The organism is Clostridium lundense DSM 17049, from assembly GCF_000619945.1.
Classification (GTDB): Bacteria; Bacillota; Clostridia; order Clostridiales; family Clostridiaceae; genus Clostridium_AO; species Clostridium_AO lundense.
In genome coordinates, this window is record NZ_JHVC01000017.1 from 1 (window position 1) to 15,802 (window position 15,802).

Annotated in this window: 17 protein-coding genes and 1 pseudogene; all 18 read right to left on the reverse strand. The window is 29.7% G+C overall.

Going from position 1 to position 15,802, the window contains the following annotated elements:
* Nucleotides 1-317: flagellin N-terminal helical domain-containing protein (locus tag T514_RS0116885; RefSeq protein WP_027625834.1), on the reverse strand; the 317-nt coding region annotated here is incomplete at its 3' end.
* A gap of 576 nt (nt 318-893) precedes the next feature.
* Entirely contained in the window at nt 894-1,235 is a 342-nt protein-coding gene (locus T514_RS0116890; RefSeq protein ID WP_027625835.1) for a flagellar protein FliT, read from the reverse strand.
* Nucleotides 1,236-1,273: 38 nt separating this feature from the next.
* The gene (gene fliD, locus T514_RS0116895) at nt 1,274-2,920 is read right to left on the reverse strand and encodes a flagellar filament capping protein FliD (protein ID WP_027625836.1); all 1,647 of its coding nucleotides are present in this window, start codon (nt 2,918-2,920) and stop codon (nt 1,274-1,276) included.
* 147 nt (nt 2,921-3,067) lie between these two features.
* On the reverse strand, nt 3,068-3,451 hold the full coding sequence (gene fliS / locus T514_RS0116900; protein ID WP_027625837.1) for a flagellar export chaperone FliS: 384 nt from the start codon (nt 3,449-3,451) through the stop codon (nt 3,068-3,070).
* A gap of 11 nt (nt 3,452-3,462) precedes the next feature.
* Complete coding sequence (locus T514_RS0116905) at nt 3,463-3,759, reverse strand: hypothetical protein (protein WP_027625838.1); 297 nt, start codon at nt 3,757-3,759, stop codon at nt 3,463-3,465.
* A gap of 168 nt (nt 3,760-3,927) precedes the next feature.
* On the reverse strand, nt 3,928-4,317 hold the full coding sequence (locus T514_RS26260) for a flagellar protein FlaG (protein WP_027625839.1): 390 nt from the start codon (nt 4,315-4,317) through the stop codon (nt 3,928-3,930).
* A 17-nt stretch (nt 4,318-4,334) separates the two neighbouring features.
* Nucleotides 4,335-4,553: a carbon storage regulator CsrA gene (gene csrA / locus T514_RS0116915; protein ID WP_027625840.1), complete on the reverse strand. Its 219-nt coding sequence runs from the start codon at nt 4,551-4,553 to the stop codon at nt 4,335-4,337.
* 2 nt (nt 4,554-4,555) lie between these two features.
* The gene (fliW, locus tag T514_RS0116920; protein ID WP_027625841.1) at nt 4,556-4,984 is read right to left on the reverse strand and encodes a flagellar assembly protein FliW; all 429 of its coding nucleotides are present in this window, start codon (nt 4,982-4,984) and stop codon (nt 4,556-4,558) included.
* Between the two features lie 135 nt (nt 4,985-5,119).
* A complete protein-coding gene (gene flgL, locus T514_RS27400) occupies nt 5,120-6,649 on the reverse strand; it encodes a flagellar hook-associated protein FlgL (RefSeq protein WP_084284684.1) in 1,530 nt (509 codons plus the stop codon).
* A gap of 35 nt (nt 6,650-6,684) precedes the next feature.
* Nucleotides 6,685-8,451, reverse strand: coding sequence for a flagellar hook-associated protein FlgK (gene flgK / locus T514_RS0116935; protein ID WP_027625842.1), 1,767 nt, complete (start codon nt 8,449-8,451; stop codon nt 6,685-6,687).
* A 199-nt stretch (nt 8,452-8,650) separates the two neighbouring features.
* Nucleotides 8,651-9,061, reverse strand: coding sequence for a flagellar protein FlgN (locus T514_RS0116940; protein WP_027625843.1), 411 nt, complete (start codon nt 9,059-9,061; stop codon nt 8,651-8,653).
* Nucleotides 9,062-9,270: 209 nt separating this feature from the next.
* Nucleotides 9,271-9,549, reverse strand: a complete 279-nt coding sequence (locus tag T514_RS0116945; protein ID WP_027625844.1) for a flagellar biosynthesis anti-sigma factor FlgM — start codon at nt 9,547-9,549, stop codon at nt 9,271-9,273.
* 335 nt (nt 9,550-9,884) lie between these two features.
* Nucleotides 9,885-11,134: pseudogene (gene fliY, locus T514_RS24860) on the reverse strand (flagellar motor switch phosphatase FliY).
* A complete protein-coding gene (gene fliM / locus T514_RS0116955) occupies nt 11,127-12,122 on the reverse strand; it encodes a flagellar motor switch protein FliM (protein ID WP_027625845.1) in 996 nt (331 codons plus the stop codon). Before fliM ends, fliY begins: the two are co-directional and overlap by 8 nt.
* 19 nt (nt 12,123-12,141) lie before the next feature.
* A complete protein-coding gene (locus T514_RS0116960) occupies nt 12,142-12,543 on the reverse strand; it encodes a chemotaxis protein CheW (RefSeq protein ID WP_027625846.1) in 402 nt (133 codons plus the stop codon).
* A gap of 176 nt (nt 12,544-12,719) precedes the next feature.
* On the reverse strand, nt 12,720-13,082 hold the full coding sequence (locus T514_RS0116965; RefSeq protein WP_027625847.1) for a response regulator: 363 nt from the start codon (nt 13,080-13,082) through the stop codon (nt 12,720-12,722).
* A gap of 15 nt (nt 13,083-13,097) precedes the next feature.
* Entirely contained in the window at nt 13,098-13,697 is a 600-nt protein-coding gene (locus T514_RS0116970) for a chemotaxis protein CheC (protein ID WP_027625848.1), read from the reverse strand.
* 14 nt (nt 13,698-13,711) lie between these two features.
* Complete coding sequence (locus T514_RS0116975; RefSeq protein WP_027625849.1) at nt 13,712-15,787, reverse strand: chemotaxis protein CheA; 2,076 nt, start codon at nt 15,785-15,787, stop codon at nt 13,712-13,714.
* Nucleotides 15,788-15,802: the final 15 nt, after the last annotated feature.

The following is a 15,802-nucleotide window of genomic DNA, read 5'->3' on the forward strand; positions in this document are numbered from 1 at the left end:
TCTGTTCCAACGTTTGTATCATTTGTTCCTTGAACTGCAAGTTCTCTCATTCTTTGAAGAATTGAGTGTGTTTCATTTAATGCTCCTTCTGCTGTCTGAATTAATGATATAGCATCCTGTGAGTTTCTTGATGCCTGATCAAGTCCTCTTATCTGTCCTCTCATTTTTTCAGAAATTGCAAGACCTGCAGCGTCATCTCCTGCTCTGTTTATTCTTAAACCTGAGCTTAATTTTTCCATTGCCTTTCCTGCATTTCCAATGTTAACTCCCATGTTTCTATGAGCATTCATAGCATTTAAATTGTGATTAATTATCATAATAAATTCCTCCTTGAATTTTTTTGGGCATCCATGCCCCATATTTATAGTTAAGCTCTTTTGAGCCTACTAACTTATTTGATTTAGAGTTGAAAATTAAGAACTGAAGTTTATTATTTTTTATGTATATTACAACTATTTTATCGTAGTGACTTTTCAGTACTTTATAGTTTTTTTAAAATCTTTTCTAATCTTTTTAAACTTTATTTTTGTTATCATCTTATATTATGTTTTTCGGCAATATACTTTAAAACTTTATATATTTTAAAATAAAAATCTTGCCTTTCTTCAGCTAAGCTAGGATAAAATGTATTATTAAATCTCCACTTTCAATCCCCAACTAAATAAAGTACTTTGTAATTTTTAAAAGCGCTCTACAGGTTTTTAATTTTATAATTTTCTATAAAAAAGAAAAAAGCATAAAAACTTATGCTCTATAATCTGGGGGTACTCCCTGACAACTTAAGGTTTAGTTACCAGGGAGATTGTGGGATTAAACTTTGATGTAGATTTTAATATTTGTTTACTACATTATACAATATTTGCTACTATTAAACAATATACATTATAAAAAGCTTATATTTTTTTACTAAATATTGTACTATTTGAGTAAAATTTCTTATTATAATTAACATTAGCATTTCTATTTGTAGATAATTTTCTCATTTCCTCTTTTATATTTGCCTTTTTTTCATTAATAACCTTTTCTAATTCTTTGTCATATTCTATAATATTTAATTCTTTTGCTATATCTACAAATTCCTCTTTTGAAAATTCCATATGATCTATGTTATCTATTATCTTTTGCCTTTCTTCCATAAGGCTATCTACTGCATCTAAATCATCTTCTTTTACATTATAGATTAATTTAATAGTAATATCTTTAAAACTTTGCAGATATTCCTTTATGATACACATAAAATTTCTCCCTTATTTAGTCTAAGCTAAAATTTCTATTATTGAAATTGTTGTGCTAACCAAGAAGTCTGAGCGTTATATTTATTCATAACTACTTCTAATGCAGAAAATTTCTTATAAAGACTATTTTCCTTATCTTTTAATTTGCTATTTAAAGTTTTTATTAAATTATCTTTTTTATAAATTTGATCTGGTAATGTATTACTTCCAGCAGTTCCATAGATACTATAGTCTTCTTGCTTATTAGCATACTTTGTAAGTATAGCACTATTTATTGTAATTCCTGGAGTACCCACATTATCATTTAATATGGTGCTAATTCTTTGAAAAATACCAGAATTATCATACATTATCTTCTTTTGTTCTTCTGATGATTTGGTTAAGTCATCACTGCTCAATGTATAAGTTTTATTAAACAGATCCATTATTTCATCTGCTCTTTCACTTAATGCTTTTTTAAATGTGTCACCAGTATCATCTGAAAACTTTATTTGTCCAGCTTTTGATGCCTTTCCATCAGTATCCAATCCTATAGATTTACCAAAACTTGCAGAAGCCTCATTTACAGGATCAAAAAAGGTACTTCTAAGGTGTGAAAGCATATTTCTAAGGTTATCATCATTTCTTAATATACCTTTTTTAGCTTTTTCTTCCCAAGCCTTTATTTCGTCATCTTTCATTCCTTTCTTTTGATCATCAGTAAGAGGTTTATAATCATAATCTTTCTTTTCTGTAAGCTTTGTGTTTATTTTATCTATTAATGAATTATACTTGTCTATAAATTTTACAAATCTATCGAAAGTCTTATCTGCATCCTTAGTTACGGTTAAAGTCGTTGCACTTAAGTTATTTGCTTCTCTAGGAAGGTTTGGGTCAATAACTTCACTTTGACTTTGCAAATTATATGCTATACCATCAATAGTAAAGTTATTTCTGGACTGTGTTACTTTAGTTTCAGTGCCACCTGGTGGAGTTATATGAACTATTGCATCCTGGGAATTCTGATTTTTATTAAAAGATAGCTCTGCACTACTAACATTTAAATCCTTAGTAGCATCTGCTACTGCTCCTGTTTTCTTTTTAACTATAGTAAATTTTTGAGTTAACTCGCTATAAGAAACATCAACATCATTTCCTACTAGAGTTCCGTCATCCCATTTTGCATTTTTTACATTATTAATAAAATCTTTTATAGTATCAGTAGCATTAAAATTGACATCAACATTCTTTCCATCTAAAGTTAGTGTTATTTTACCTGTTGATTTCATTTCTGTATTTAAGTCTCCTGCTATTCCACATTGGAATGCGGCTCCTTTAGCTAATTGCTCTACTTTTACACTATAATTTCCACTAACAGCCCCTGTTGTTGCAGTAGCTGCTGCTATTGCAGAATTTGTGCTATCTACTTTAAAATCAGAATAGGCTTTAGATGAAATTAAGCAATCAGCACTTGTAGCACCAAAATAAGTATTCTGAAGATCTTTTACATCTTTTATAATATCCTGATACATTTCTTGTTTCCAAACAATTGCCTGTCTTTGCTGCTTGACTACATCTACTTTTTTTTGCTCAGCTAGCATCATTTTTTTTATCATACCGTCTATATCCATACCTGATGCCATACCTATAACTCTCATCATATCTCCGCCACCAGTTCCAGATAATCCGCTAATTGAATCTGCCATTTATATCTCCCCCTCTTTATTTCTTCATTGGAATTAATTTTTAATTTATATAAAATTTATGCATATAGCTTAATAATATAATTTATAATCCACAATTATGCTCTATCAGCTAACTCCATACTCTATTAACTTTATTATATAATCTAACTATCTGATTTTTGAAAGTTTATATGCTTCATTCCAAGTATCTCTAATTTCTTCTATAAGCGGAATTACCTCATCCATTATAGCCACATCTTTTTTTACATTTGCCATCATAAGTCTATTTACAATAAATTCGTATATACTCATAAGTCTTGGAGCCCAATCTCCCCCTTTATCCACATCTAACGTAGCCATTAATTCATAAAATATATTCTGTGTTTTCACTATATTTTCATGGGCCTTTTTTATATTTTTTTCTTCAATGCCTTGTCTTGCTATTTTAGAAAATTTAACAGCTCCATCTAAGATCATAAGTAAAAGCTGTTCTTTTGATGCAAAATTTACACTATTATTTTTATAAGCACTATATGCATTTCCTGCAAACATTCTTTATACACCTACCTTTTAATATCAAGGAATCTCCCACTAGAAAAATTATTTTTTTCATCTTCATTTATATATCCTTCTACTTTTACTTCATCTATCTTTTCCGCTTGGATGAAAAGCCTTTTGCTTTTTTGAGCATTCTTTTTAGAATGTTTTTTAAGCTCATCAGAAAAATTTTCTCTTTTAGAATGTTTATTACTATCTTTATTTATTTCAATTTCCTGTTTTCTATGAACTAAACCTTCCTTTGTTGAATCCTCTATTCTCTGCCTTATGTCTGTATCAATTTTATTTAGCTTATACTCCATAAAACCACTCCATTTCTTCAGTGAAAATTTAATGATCAAAAATGAATAATGAATAAAGTTTTTTCTTACATAGAACTAAGAAAAGCAATTAATCAATTTTTATTAGTTTTTAATTAAGTAGAAAATAACTTTTTACTCTTCATTCTTATCTTTTCACTATTCACTGAATTAAGCTTTGTCATCCATAAATATTCCTGCCAATTCGCAAAGCTTGTCTACCATATCTATTATTTTCTTGGGTGGAATTTCCTTTACTACTTTTTTCGTACTACTATCCATTATCTTTATAGTTATACTCTTAGATTTTCCATATAATTCATATTCTACATAAGTTGGCTTACCCTCTAGCAACTTATTTAATTTATCTACAGACCTTTTTACATCTTGTTCTCTTACATTTCCATTATCATTATTTACACCATTTGCCTCTTTTATAGCAGTATCTATTATATATTCTCCATTTAAATTCTTTATTTGTGTTTCTTCACCTAATAAGCTATCTATTGAATTAATATCAAAGGCTTCACGTCTTCCTTGACTTATATATTTTACATCCATGATATCACCTCTTTTAATTATTCCTTTCCAATTTTTTTTAATAGTGATAAATCCATTTTAGCTGCTTTTTTATTTTCTTCCTCTACTTCCTTGTAAAGTTCTTTTCTTAATATAGCCACATCTCTAGGAGCTGATATAGCAAGCTTTACTGAACCATCCTCTACCTTTACTACTGTTATCTCTATATTATCTCCTATAAGTAAAGACTCTCCCTTTTTCCTTCCTATAACCAACATGACTAAACCTCCTGAAAAATTGGATGTTTTATTTCATATCTATCATTATCTAATATTATTTGTTCCCCAATTTTATCCTTAATATTAATAATTATAGGAGCCTTTAAATTAGTTGTTATATCCTTATAGTTAGAACTTATAGTAACAGTATTTAATGTTACTACATCTGTTGCACTTTTTATATTCAATTTTTTGATTTGCTCATCAGATAAAGAAAATTCATAGTTTTTACATATCGTAAATGGAGATACTACGGGTATACCAATTTCCTCATCCTCTATAGAATGAACAATACTAAATACTTTATTTTCTTCTAAAGAGAAGATTATAAACTTCTTTAAATTTTCAAATCCAGGCAGTCCCTTGTTAAAAGTAATTATATCCTCTTCTTTATACTCTATCTCTCCATGATACTTTGAATTTAATTTCATAAAAACCATCCTTCTTTTTTAAGTGAAAAGTTAAGGGTTAAAAATAAAGGATATTTTTTAATTTATTAAACATAATTTTCTTTATTCTTAACTCCTCATTATTTATTCTTCACCATAATATTTATACTATATAATTTAACGTAAGTAATCCAAAAGAGTAGGCTGAATTATTCTAGCACTGGTTTGAAGTGACGCAGTATATACTGTAGATGCTACTGCAAGTTCCATGGTCTTCTGAGTAAAGTCTATATCTTCAGTTTTAGATAATATTGATGTCATATTAAAATTTTCTTCTGTATTTCTATCTTCTGCACTCTCCATTCTATTTTGTTTTGCACCAACTTGAGAACGAATTTTTAATATATTATTCACAACTGCATCTATAGCATCTAAATCTTCGTTTGATATTGCTTTTATATCTTTAGATCCATCAGGAGAATCTAAATGTTTTACTATTTTTTCTAGTATATCTTTTAAATTTTTTGCATTTCCTTTTTCATCATTAAACTTTATAATGTCCGTTGCTGTAACATTATATTCTATATTAACACCTTGAGATATTTCTGTTACTAATCTTTCATCCATGGTTTCAAGTTCAAAAGAACCCATAAACTTTTTAGTTTCATCCTTTAAATCTGAAATATCAGTTTCTTTTATAAATGCTTTATTTTCTTCCAAGGAAAAAATCTCTATAGAACTTTCTTTCCCATTCTTAATCTCACGTGCTAATATTTTACCCTTTAGTTTTTCATTTGAATTTATCTTTTCTATAATATCATTTGTATCTTTTACATCTTTTAATTCTAATTTTACTTCTTCTCCATTTACATTGAAAGTTATATTCTTACCATTCCAATCCTTTATATCAGAAATTTTTCCTGTTAATGGATCTGCATCATTTACTTCGTTTCCTGCCTTACCATTAAATATTAATTGAGTATTTCCATTAGCCACAGCTGTAAATTTATATCCACTTCCATTTACTAATTCCCCATCAATTTGGAATGTTAATCCATTACCCAAATCCCAACTGTTATCTTTAGGATCTTTTTTAGCTATGATTTCTTTACCATTAACTTCAAATGTAACATTACTACCATTTACCTTTACTTCAAAATCCATATTTTCAGCACCAGTATATTTTCCATTTACAGAAGCCTTAGCTGGCAACTTTCCATCTGGTGATATTTGAAGTTCCATTTCTGTTACTGCAGGGCCCTTAATAGTTGTGGTAGGTTTAGTAGTACCTCTAGTACCAGAAAATAAATATTTTCCATCAAAAGCTGAATTTAAGGTTTGTGATAGCTGTCCTATTATTTCATTCATCTCATCTTTTATCTTTTTTCTCTCACTAGACCCATATGCTGCATTTCCAGCAGATACTAAAAGTTCTCTTACCCTTTGAAATTGATTTCCTGCCTGATTTAAAGCAGTATCTGTTTGTTCTAGCCAGTTTATAGTATCTTTAATGTTGTCATTATACTGCTTATTTGAATTTATATCTGTATGTAGCTGCATTGCCCTTGCTACCTTAAACGGATCATCAGAAGGTCTTCTAATTTCTTTTCCTGAAGTCATTTGCATATTAAGAGTCTGCAAATTTTGCAAATTATTCATCATATCATTTAAAAAATTATCAGCCATCATAGTATTGGTTATACGCACTAAAAACACTCCTCTTTTCACTATTAATTAACAAATTATCTCTTCAATCCATTAACTATTACATCTAACAATTCATCTACAGTGGATATTATCTTTGAATTAGCCACATAAGCATGTTGGAACTGAACTAAATTAGTCATTTCTTCGTCCAAAGATACACCTGATACTGAAGCTCTACTTTGTGTAAAAGTATTAAGTAAATCACTTTGATTTTTCACCATTCTTCTAGCTTCCTGCTCCTGTATTCCAAGAGTGTCTACCATATCCTTAAAATAATTATCCACTTTCATACCATCTGTAGTTCCATTTAGCACTTTAATTCCATATTCATTTTCTTTTAATCCACCACAAAACTTATTTATAAAATCTTCTCTAGACATATTGCTGTTTATGTTTTGAATTCCCATAAGTACATCTCTTAAGCCTGCAATAGCTAAAGCTCTTTTTCCATCGGATTCACCTGATGGTGGTACATCCAATTTGCTTCCCTTTATTTTCATAGGATTATCCATTATTTCTTTATTCACCACTATGTTTGATGCATCTATCCCATTTTCTTGTCCATCTTTATTAACAAAGAAAGGTAAATCATCTTTACTACTATCAGTAGTTTGTCCATGAAGTGTATTTACTGCCAGAGCTAATCCTTTTGCTAAATTATTTGTTCTATCTATGTATCCATCTACATCTTGTTGTACAGACATATATCCTTTAAATTCTCCTGAAGAAGGTTTAAAAAGTGCTATATCTGAAAACTTAATTCCTGATATACCGTCTTTATCTGCATTTACAGCTCCTCCATCTTTTTTTAATAAATTTCCACTTTTATCTGTCCATAGAACTCTGCATTCATCCATTTCCTTTTTTTGTTCATCAGTTAATTCTACATCTTTTATAACAACTCTATTACTTTCTGTAGTTGTGTCTCCATTTTTATAATAAACTATATCGTATTTTCCTGTAGGATTTCCTTTGTCATCCTTTTGAGCTTGTATATCTTGTATATATGCAAATCTTGCTACATTATCTGGGTCTATAACTTGTACTAAATTAGCTCCCTTTGGTGAGCCTGCTTCTTTATCCTCTTTTGTATTTAGTTCAATAGCATTAAAATCTTTCTTATCTATAGTAATGCCAAAATTTGAACTTAGCTGATCTAATAAATAATCTCTTCTATCCATTAAATCATTGGGATTATTACCTGCTACACTTATCTGAATTATCTCCTGATTTAATTGATTAACTTGATTTATTATATTATTTACATCAAATACTTTCTGCTTTATAATATCCTGTGCATTTCCTTTTATCTTATTTAATTGGCTATAAGTATGATTTAATTCACTAGCTAATGCCTTGGACTGCTCTGCCACCATAGTTCTAGTATTTGAAGTTTCCGGCTGCTTAGAAAATTGATGCCATGCATCAAAGAACTTTCCAAAAAGTGTAGATAAACCTGTTTCACTTGGTTCATTAAACACTCCTTCTATTTCTCTTAAAAATTTATCTCTTCCTTGATAGCGTCCTTGAGTTCCCATTTCTACTCTTATTTGATAGTCCAAAAATGAATCTCTTATTCTTGCTATTTGAGAAATCTCAACACCTGTTCCTAATTGACCAGGTTCTGCTGCATTATTCATCGAAGGGGTACAAAATGGTCTTCTTGTTTGCATTTCCGCCCTTTGTCTTGAATAACCCGGTGTTTTAGTATTTGCTATATTATGTCCTGTTACATCAATAGCTCTTTGATTGGCAAAAATACCACTCTTTCCTATATTCAAAGTTCCAAATAAACCTGACAAATTTATTACCTCCAAACTTTATTCAGAGAACAATTGACAATTGACAGAGTTAAGAAAAAAATTTTTACAAAGTAAAAATTTCAGTAAAATATATAATTTAAGTTTTTCTACGCTCATACTAGAAAAACTTAAATTATACACTAATTCTTAATTATCATTTTCCCTCGTACTCTGTACTTTGTACTCTGCACTCTGTAATTTATCGTTTCATTTTTCCATAAGCTCCGTAGGTTTTAGGTTGTCTATCAGGATTTAATACTTGAAGCATCCTATTAGTGTATCCTAATCCCTGCTTTATAAGTATTTCGTTTGTTTCTTTTTGAACTTTAAGTTCTTCTATTAATTTTCTTGCTTTTCTATAATTTTCTTCTAATTCTTTATCATTTAGACTATCAACTATTTTTCCCATAGATTCACCATTGGTTAATTTTCGTCTTTCCATTTCCAATTTTGCAATTTCTTTATTGCAGCTATTAATTTCTTCCACTATCTTTTCCATTTTAAACACATCATTTTTAGCTACATACTCATGCTGTCTATCTAAACATTGTAGCAAATCTTCAAGGGCCTTTATTTCTGCTACTACTATACTATTTAATTCTTTAACCAATTAATTTCACCACCCTTATTTAAATTAAGAATTGAGAATGGAAAATTGAAAATAACTTTAGAAATTTTTATCATCATAAAAATTCTATAAAATATATAACTTAAGTTTTTCTAAGTATAACTTAAAAAAACATTCTTGATTCTCAATTTTCAACTCTCAATTCTCAATTTTCCTTTGTACTCTATAATCTTCCCTATACCAAATGTATTTTATTCTCTATTTTTCATAGCATCAATTAATCCTTTAGCTACAAGTCTTGAATCTCTATTATAAGTGCCCTTTGAAATTTCTTCCCTTAGTTTTTCTATTTTTTCTTTTGATTGAATACATTTGTCATCAATAGAATAGGAACTTAAACTTTTACCTACTGAAGATATCTGTATAGTATCGTTATTTTTTTCTTTTTTGACCCCTTTAATTTCTGTTCTCTTTTTATTATCTCCATAGGAATTTAATATTTTACTAGCACTTATTCCATTAATCTTCATTTAATACACTCCTTATCATAAACACATAGTGTTTAACTATACTACTAATAGTTTTACAATATTTTTTAATTATATTATACTTACCATTAAACACTTCTACATATTTCCAAATTTAATGTTATTTATATTATCGAGATTAAAATTTATTTATTTAGACGTCTTTAAAAAAATAACTATTGGAATATAAAAGTATATTTCATAGTTATTTTTTTAAGGATATCTTAAATTATAAATAATACATATTATCCAATAAATGTTAAATGTCAATATCTTTTTATTAGTCTTTATCCGAAAGTAATTTCATATACGTAAAAAAATAACGGCTTATAAAGCCGTTATTTTTGCTTACCAAGAGACTTAATTTTTTCTTCATTACTTACTATACTTGTTATTCTTACTCCAAAGTTTTCATCTACAACTACAACTTCCCCATAAGCTACTTTTTTTCCATTTACAAGAATTTCCACTGGTTCTTCTGCCAATTTATCCAGTTCTATTAGAGAACCTGTTCCTAAATTTAATATTTCTCTTATATTTAATCTAGTTCTTCCTAAAACTACAGAAACTTCTAGAGGAACATCCATTATAAGATCAATATTTTTAGGTAATGCTTGTGAAAATCCTGCATTTAGTGGCTGGAATGATGCCTGTTGAACTTCTATTGGCTTTTCCATCATTTGAGGCGCACCATAGTTCTGTGGCGGCATACTATTATACTGTTGTGGGTATTGCGGATTATAATTCATTCCATTAGGGACTTCATTTACATACCCCTGAGGTTCATGTTGAGTTTGTTGATTTCCTTGTGCCATTTTATTAACCTCTTTTTTAGATTGTGGTTGTTCAATAGGTTTACTTTCTTCTTTATCTGTTCCCATCATTATAGCAACTATTTTTTTGCAGTACCCATAGGAAGCAACTGCATAATGCTGCTATCTACCAATTCTCCTATTGTAAGACTAAATGAAACTTGAACTATATCTTCATCTTCACTTAATTGATCAGATACAGGAGAGCTTAAGTCATCCCATATTCTTGATAAAGGTGGTGATATATTAACTTCTCTAGCAAACATAGTAGCCATAGAAGTAGCTGCTGAACCTATCATCTGATTCATAGCTTCAGAAACAGCACTTTCTTCTATTTCTGATAAAGTGGTTACGTTTTCTACCACTCCTGTTCCACCCATCATAAGATTTGCTATTACTGCAGCATCAGTTATTTTCATAACTAAAAGATTTTCACCTACAATACCACTAGTATACTTAACCTCCAAAGCTACATTTGGTACTTCAAAGGTATCCTTAAGATCTCTTAAAGTAGTAACAGAAACTACAGGAGTTGTTATATTTACCTGCTGTCCTATTATAGTAGATAGTGCTGTAGAAGCAGAACCCATAGATATATTTCCTATCTCTCCTAAAAGATCTTTTTCTATATCTGTTAAATCTACTCTATCATTTTCTTCTGTTGTAGCATTTTCTATATCACTTGTTTCACCATCATTTATTTCACCCTCATTGTTATCATTGCTGCCATTTAACAATGAATCTATTTCTTCCTGTGAAAGAAATCCATTACTCATAATTTTCCACATCCTTATCTATTATATCTAGCACCTCAACACCCATCTTCTTTCCTACCAATCCTGGTTTACCATAGCAATATACTTCATTTTCTACCATTACCTTTATTGGAGAATTAGTATTTTCTTGTAAAATTAATATATCTCCTAAAGATAATCTTAAAAACTGCTCTACAGTAATACTAGTTGAACCTAATACCGCAGATATTTCTGTATTAACTATATTAATTCTTTCTCTCAATTTAGTTCTTGATTCATTTATTACATCTTCATCGCTTTGCTGGAACCAATACTGTATAACCAATTTATCTAATGTTTTTTCTACACTCAAATAAGGTATACATATATTTATAAATGTACTGCTTTTTCCCATTTCTACGGAGAAAGTTATTAATGCTACTGGTTCATTTGGTGCTAATGTTTGATTAAGGGCAGGATTAGTTTCCATTCCTTCTATCTCTGGGTGTACTTCTAATATATCCTCCCAGGCTAATTTAAGATTTGATATAAGCCCTTGGTTCACATGTCTTATTATATTTTTATCTATATCTGTAAATTCTCTTAATTTAAATTTTCCATATCCAGTACCTCCAAGGAGTACATCCATTATTTCATAAACAAATTGAGGATTAGTTTCAAATAAAATAGAGCCCGATAATGGAGGCATTTTAAACACAGTTAATATTGTTGGATTTGGAATAGAATGTATAAATTCTTCATAGGTTATCTGTTGAACAGATTCTATCTTAACTTTTACATTTGCTCTTAGCTGGGCGGTTAAATAGTTTGATATAATTCTAGCATAATTATCATGTATAAGCTCTAAAGTTCTTATATGATCCTTGGAAAACTTCTGTGGACTTCTAAAATCATATGGCTTTACCTTTTGCTTCTCTTCTTCTTTAGGCATCTCATCAGGTGTAATTTCACCTGATGACAGAGCAGCCAAAAGGGCATCTATTTCGCTTTGTGATAAAACCTCTGCCATACTTTTCCCTCATTTCTTGCTAATTTGAAAGGAGTCTATCTATATCGATTAAAGTAACTACTCTATCTTTAAAATTTATAACTCCCTTTATGTAAGCTCTTTTTCTGTCATCTTCAACTTTTTCTAATAGGTTTTCTTCAACTTCTAATACTTCATCTACTTGATCAACAGTAATTCCTACCATTTCTTCTTCAATATTAAGAATTATAATATTGCTTTGTTCTTTATCTTCTCTACCTACTTCTAGAAGTAAATTTATATCTAGAAGTGATATAATATTTCCTCTAAGATTTATAAGTCCTTTTATATGTGCTGGTGCATTAGGTACTTTGGTTATTTCCATCATATCATTTATACTTTGAACTTTGGCAGTTTCTACAGCAAATTGTTCATCACTTAGTTTAAATACCACAACTTGCACAATTTCACCCCCCCTAAAATTAGTTAACAGTTGACAAAGAACAGAGAACAGTTAAGGAAGGAATTTTTTACTTAGTAAAAAATTTCATAAAATATATGATTTAAGTTTTTCTAGGCTATGCCTAGAAAAACCTCCTTATCTGTACTCTATGCTCTGTGTTCTGTACTCTTAATAAATTATTGTCCAAGTACTTTTTTAATTGCTTCTAAAACTCTATCTGGTTGAAATGGTTTTACTATAAAATCTTTAGCTCCTGCTTTTATAGCATCCATTACCATTGTTTGTTGTCCCATAGCAGAACACATAATTATTTTTGCTGTAGAATCTATTGATCTTATTTCTTTTACTGCCTGTAAACCATCCATATCAGGCATAGTTATATCCATAGTAACTACATCTGGTCTTTCTTTTTTATAAAGTTCAACTGCCTTCAGCCCATTATTAGCTTCTCCTATAACTTCAAAACCATTTTTTTCTAAAATATCCTTAATCATCATTCTCATAAAAGCAGCGTCATCAACAATTAATACTTTTGCCATTTTAATACCTCCAAATTACATTACTCCTAATGAATTTAATATTATTTCTAAAGAACCGGGCATAGGTATATAGTAAAAATGCCCGCTTATTTTTGAATTATCCTGTAAAAATTGAGTTTCTACGTCAAGAACATATTCATCAAATTGTCCTGACTCAATAAATGTTGTTGAAAGAATAGCCCCTAGCATATCATAAGTTACTGCTGGTACAGATGGTATTATAGTTAAATTTGTAAATTTAGCTATAGCATTCATATAAGAAGCAGAAATTATATTTCCAATCTCTGATATTACTGAATTCCCCATTTCACTTACGCTATCTTCCTTTACTCCTATTAATAATTCTATTATATTAACAGCAGTTTCTTTTTCAAATACAAATAGAATATTTCCTGGAGTATCTCCTAATACTCTTACCAATACTCCATATACAATTTCCTCTCCACCTATTCCAGCAAATATTTCATCAAAAGGAACTACATTTATAGCAGGCACAGACATATCTATCTTTTTATTCAAAAGCTGTGATAAAGCTGTAGCCGCATTTCCAGCACCTATATTACCTACTTCTCTTAAAGCATCCATTTGCATAGGGGTAAGGTGTTCATATGACATATAAATATTCCTCCTTAAACTAAAGCAGCAACATCTAGAATTAGTGTTACAAGTCCATCTCCAAGAATGGTTGCTCCTATATATTCTTTCATACCTTGAAGTGTCTTTCCTAAAGGTTTTATAACTATTTCCTGCTGTCCTAGTAGAGAATCTACCATGAGCCCTACATTCTTTTCTCCTATTTTAACTATAACTATGTATTTCTTCTCACTTTCAGTTGCTTCTAAATTTAATTTTTTATTTAGTCTTATAAGAGGAGTTACATTTCCATTATGAATAATAACCTCTTTATTGTTTGTTCTCTTAACTAAACTTTCTTCAAAATCAATAACTCTATCTATATATCCTAGTGATATAGCCATAGTTTCAGTTCCTACTTTTACAAGTAACGCTTGTATTATTTGAAGCGTAAGTGGAAGCCTTATAATAAAAGCAGATCCTTTATCATGTTCGCTCACTACTTCTACACTACCACCTAAGGATGCAATCTTTGTTTTAACTACATCCATACCTACTCCTCTACCAGATATATCTGTTACTTGTTCATTAGTACTAAATCCCTGTAAGAAAATTAAATTTCTTATATCATTATCAGACATTCCTTCTGTATTAATGCCCAACTTTTCTGCTTTTGCTCTTACTTTTTCTACAGGAATTCCGCCACCATCATCTTCTACTTTTATAACAGCTTTTGTTCCTTCCTGATATGCAATTAATCTTATCTTACCTACTGGATCCTTGCCTTTACTAATTCTCTCTTCTCTTGGTTCAACACCATGGTCTGCTGCATTTCGTATTAAGTGTATCAATGGTTCCCCTATTTCGTCAATAACAGTTCTATCCAATTCAGTGTCTTGTCCTTGAACAATAAGTTCCATTTCCTTATTAAGTTCTACAGACAAATCCCTTACCATTCTAGGGAATCTATTAAACACTACATCTAAAGGTAACATTCTTATTTTCATAACTAAATCTTGTAAATCTGATGTAGTTCTTGCTACTTGCTCTAAAGTTTCATTTAAGTCTGCAAGTCTATAATTTAAACTTATTTGCTCAAGTCTTGTTCTATGAATAACTAATTCAGAAACCATGTTCATAAACTTGTCTAATCTTTCTAAATCAACTCTTACAGATTGATGCTGTTTTTTATGAGCCACTTCTTTTTCTTTATTACCATTTTTAACTTCTTTAACCTTATTGACCTTTTCATTAGAGGATACAGGTTTCTCTTTATTTTCTTTTTGCTGTTCTTGTATTTTCTCCTTTACCCTAGATACCTCTTTTTCCTCATTCTCTATTTTTTTGGCTATTTCTGCTTTTACATTTACATTATCGATGATAACCTCATCAACTTCAGAGATGTTCATCAAATTATTGTATATTTCATCTTTATCTTTAGTAGATAGGTATACTAAGTCTATTTCTAAATCAAAATTTTCATTTTCAATATCTTCTGTACTAGGTACTGACTTTATAATTTCACCTAAATCCTCTAGGTTTTTAAAAATTAGAAATGCTCTAGCAGATTTTAATAAGGTACTTGCACTTAATTTTATTTTTATATGATAAGAATTAAATCCTCTATCAACAGCTTGTTGTATAACATTTACATCATATTCATTTAACTCTATATCAGAAGCTATAATGCTTCCTTCAGGTTCACTTTCTTCATTTTCTTCTATTTCCTTTATTTCTGATGATGATATATCCTCACCATCAGCTACAGCTTCAAGTTCCTTTATTATGCTCTCTATAGATACTTCTTCTTCTACTCCATCTGATATATTATTAACCATCTGTTCTAAGGTATCTAAGCATTTAAAAAGAACTGTTACTACCTTTTGATTTACTTTAAGTTGTCCATCCCTAAATTCTGAAAGAACATCTTCCATCTTATGTGTAAGCTCTGCCATCTCATTGAAGCCCATAGTAGCTGCCATTCCCTTTATGGTATGAGCCACCCTAAATATTTCATTTAACTTGTCTACATCATCTGGTTCCTGTTCTAGTTGGAGCAGGGATTCATTTAATATCTGAAGATTGTCCATAGATTCTTCTAAAAACATTGACATATATTGTGATGTATCCATACTTACTATTCCCTC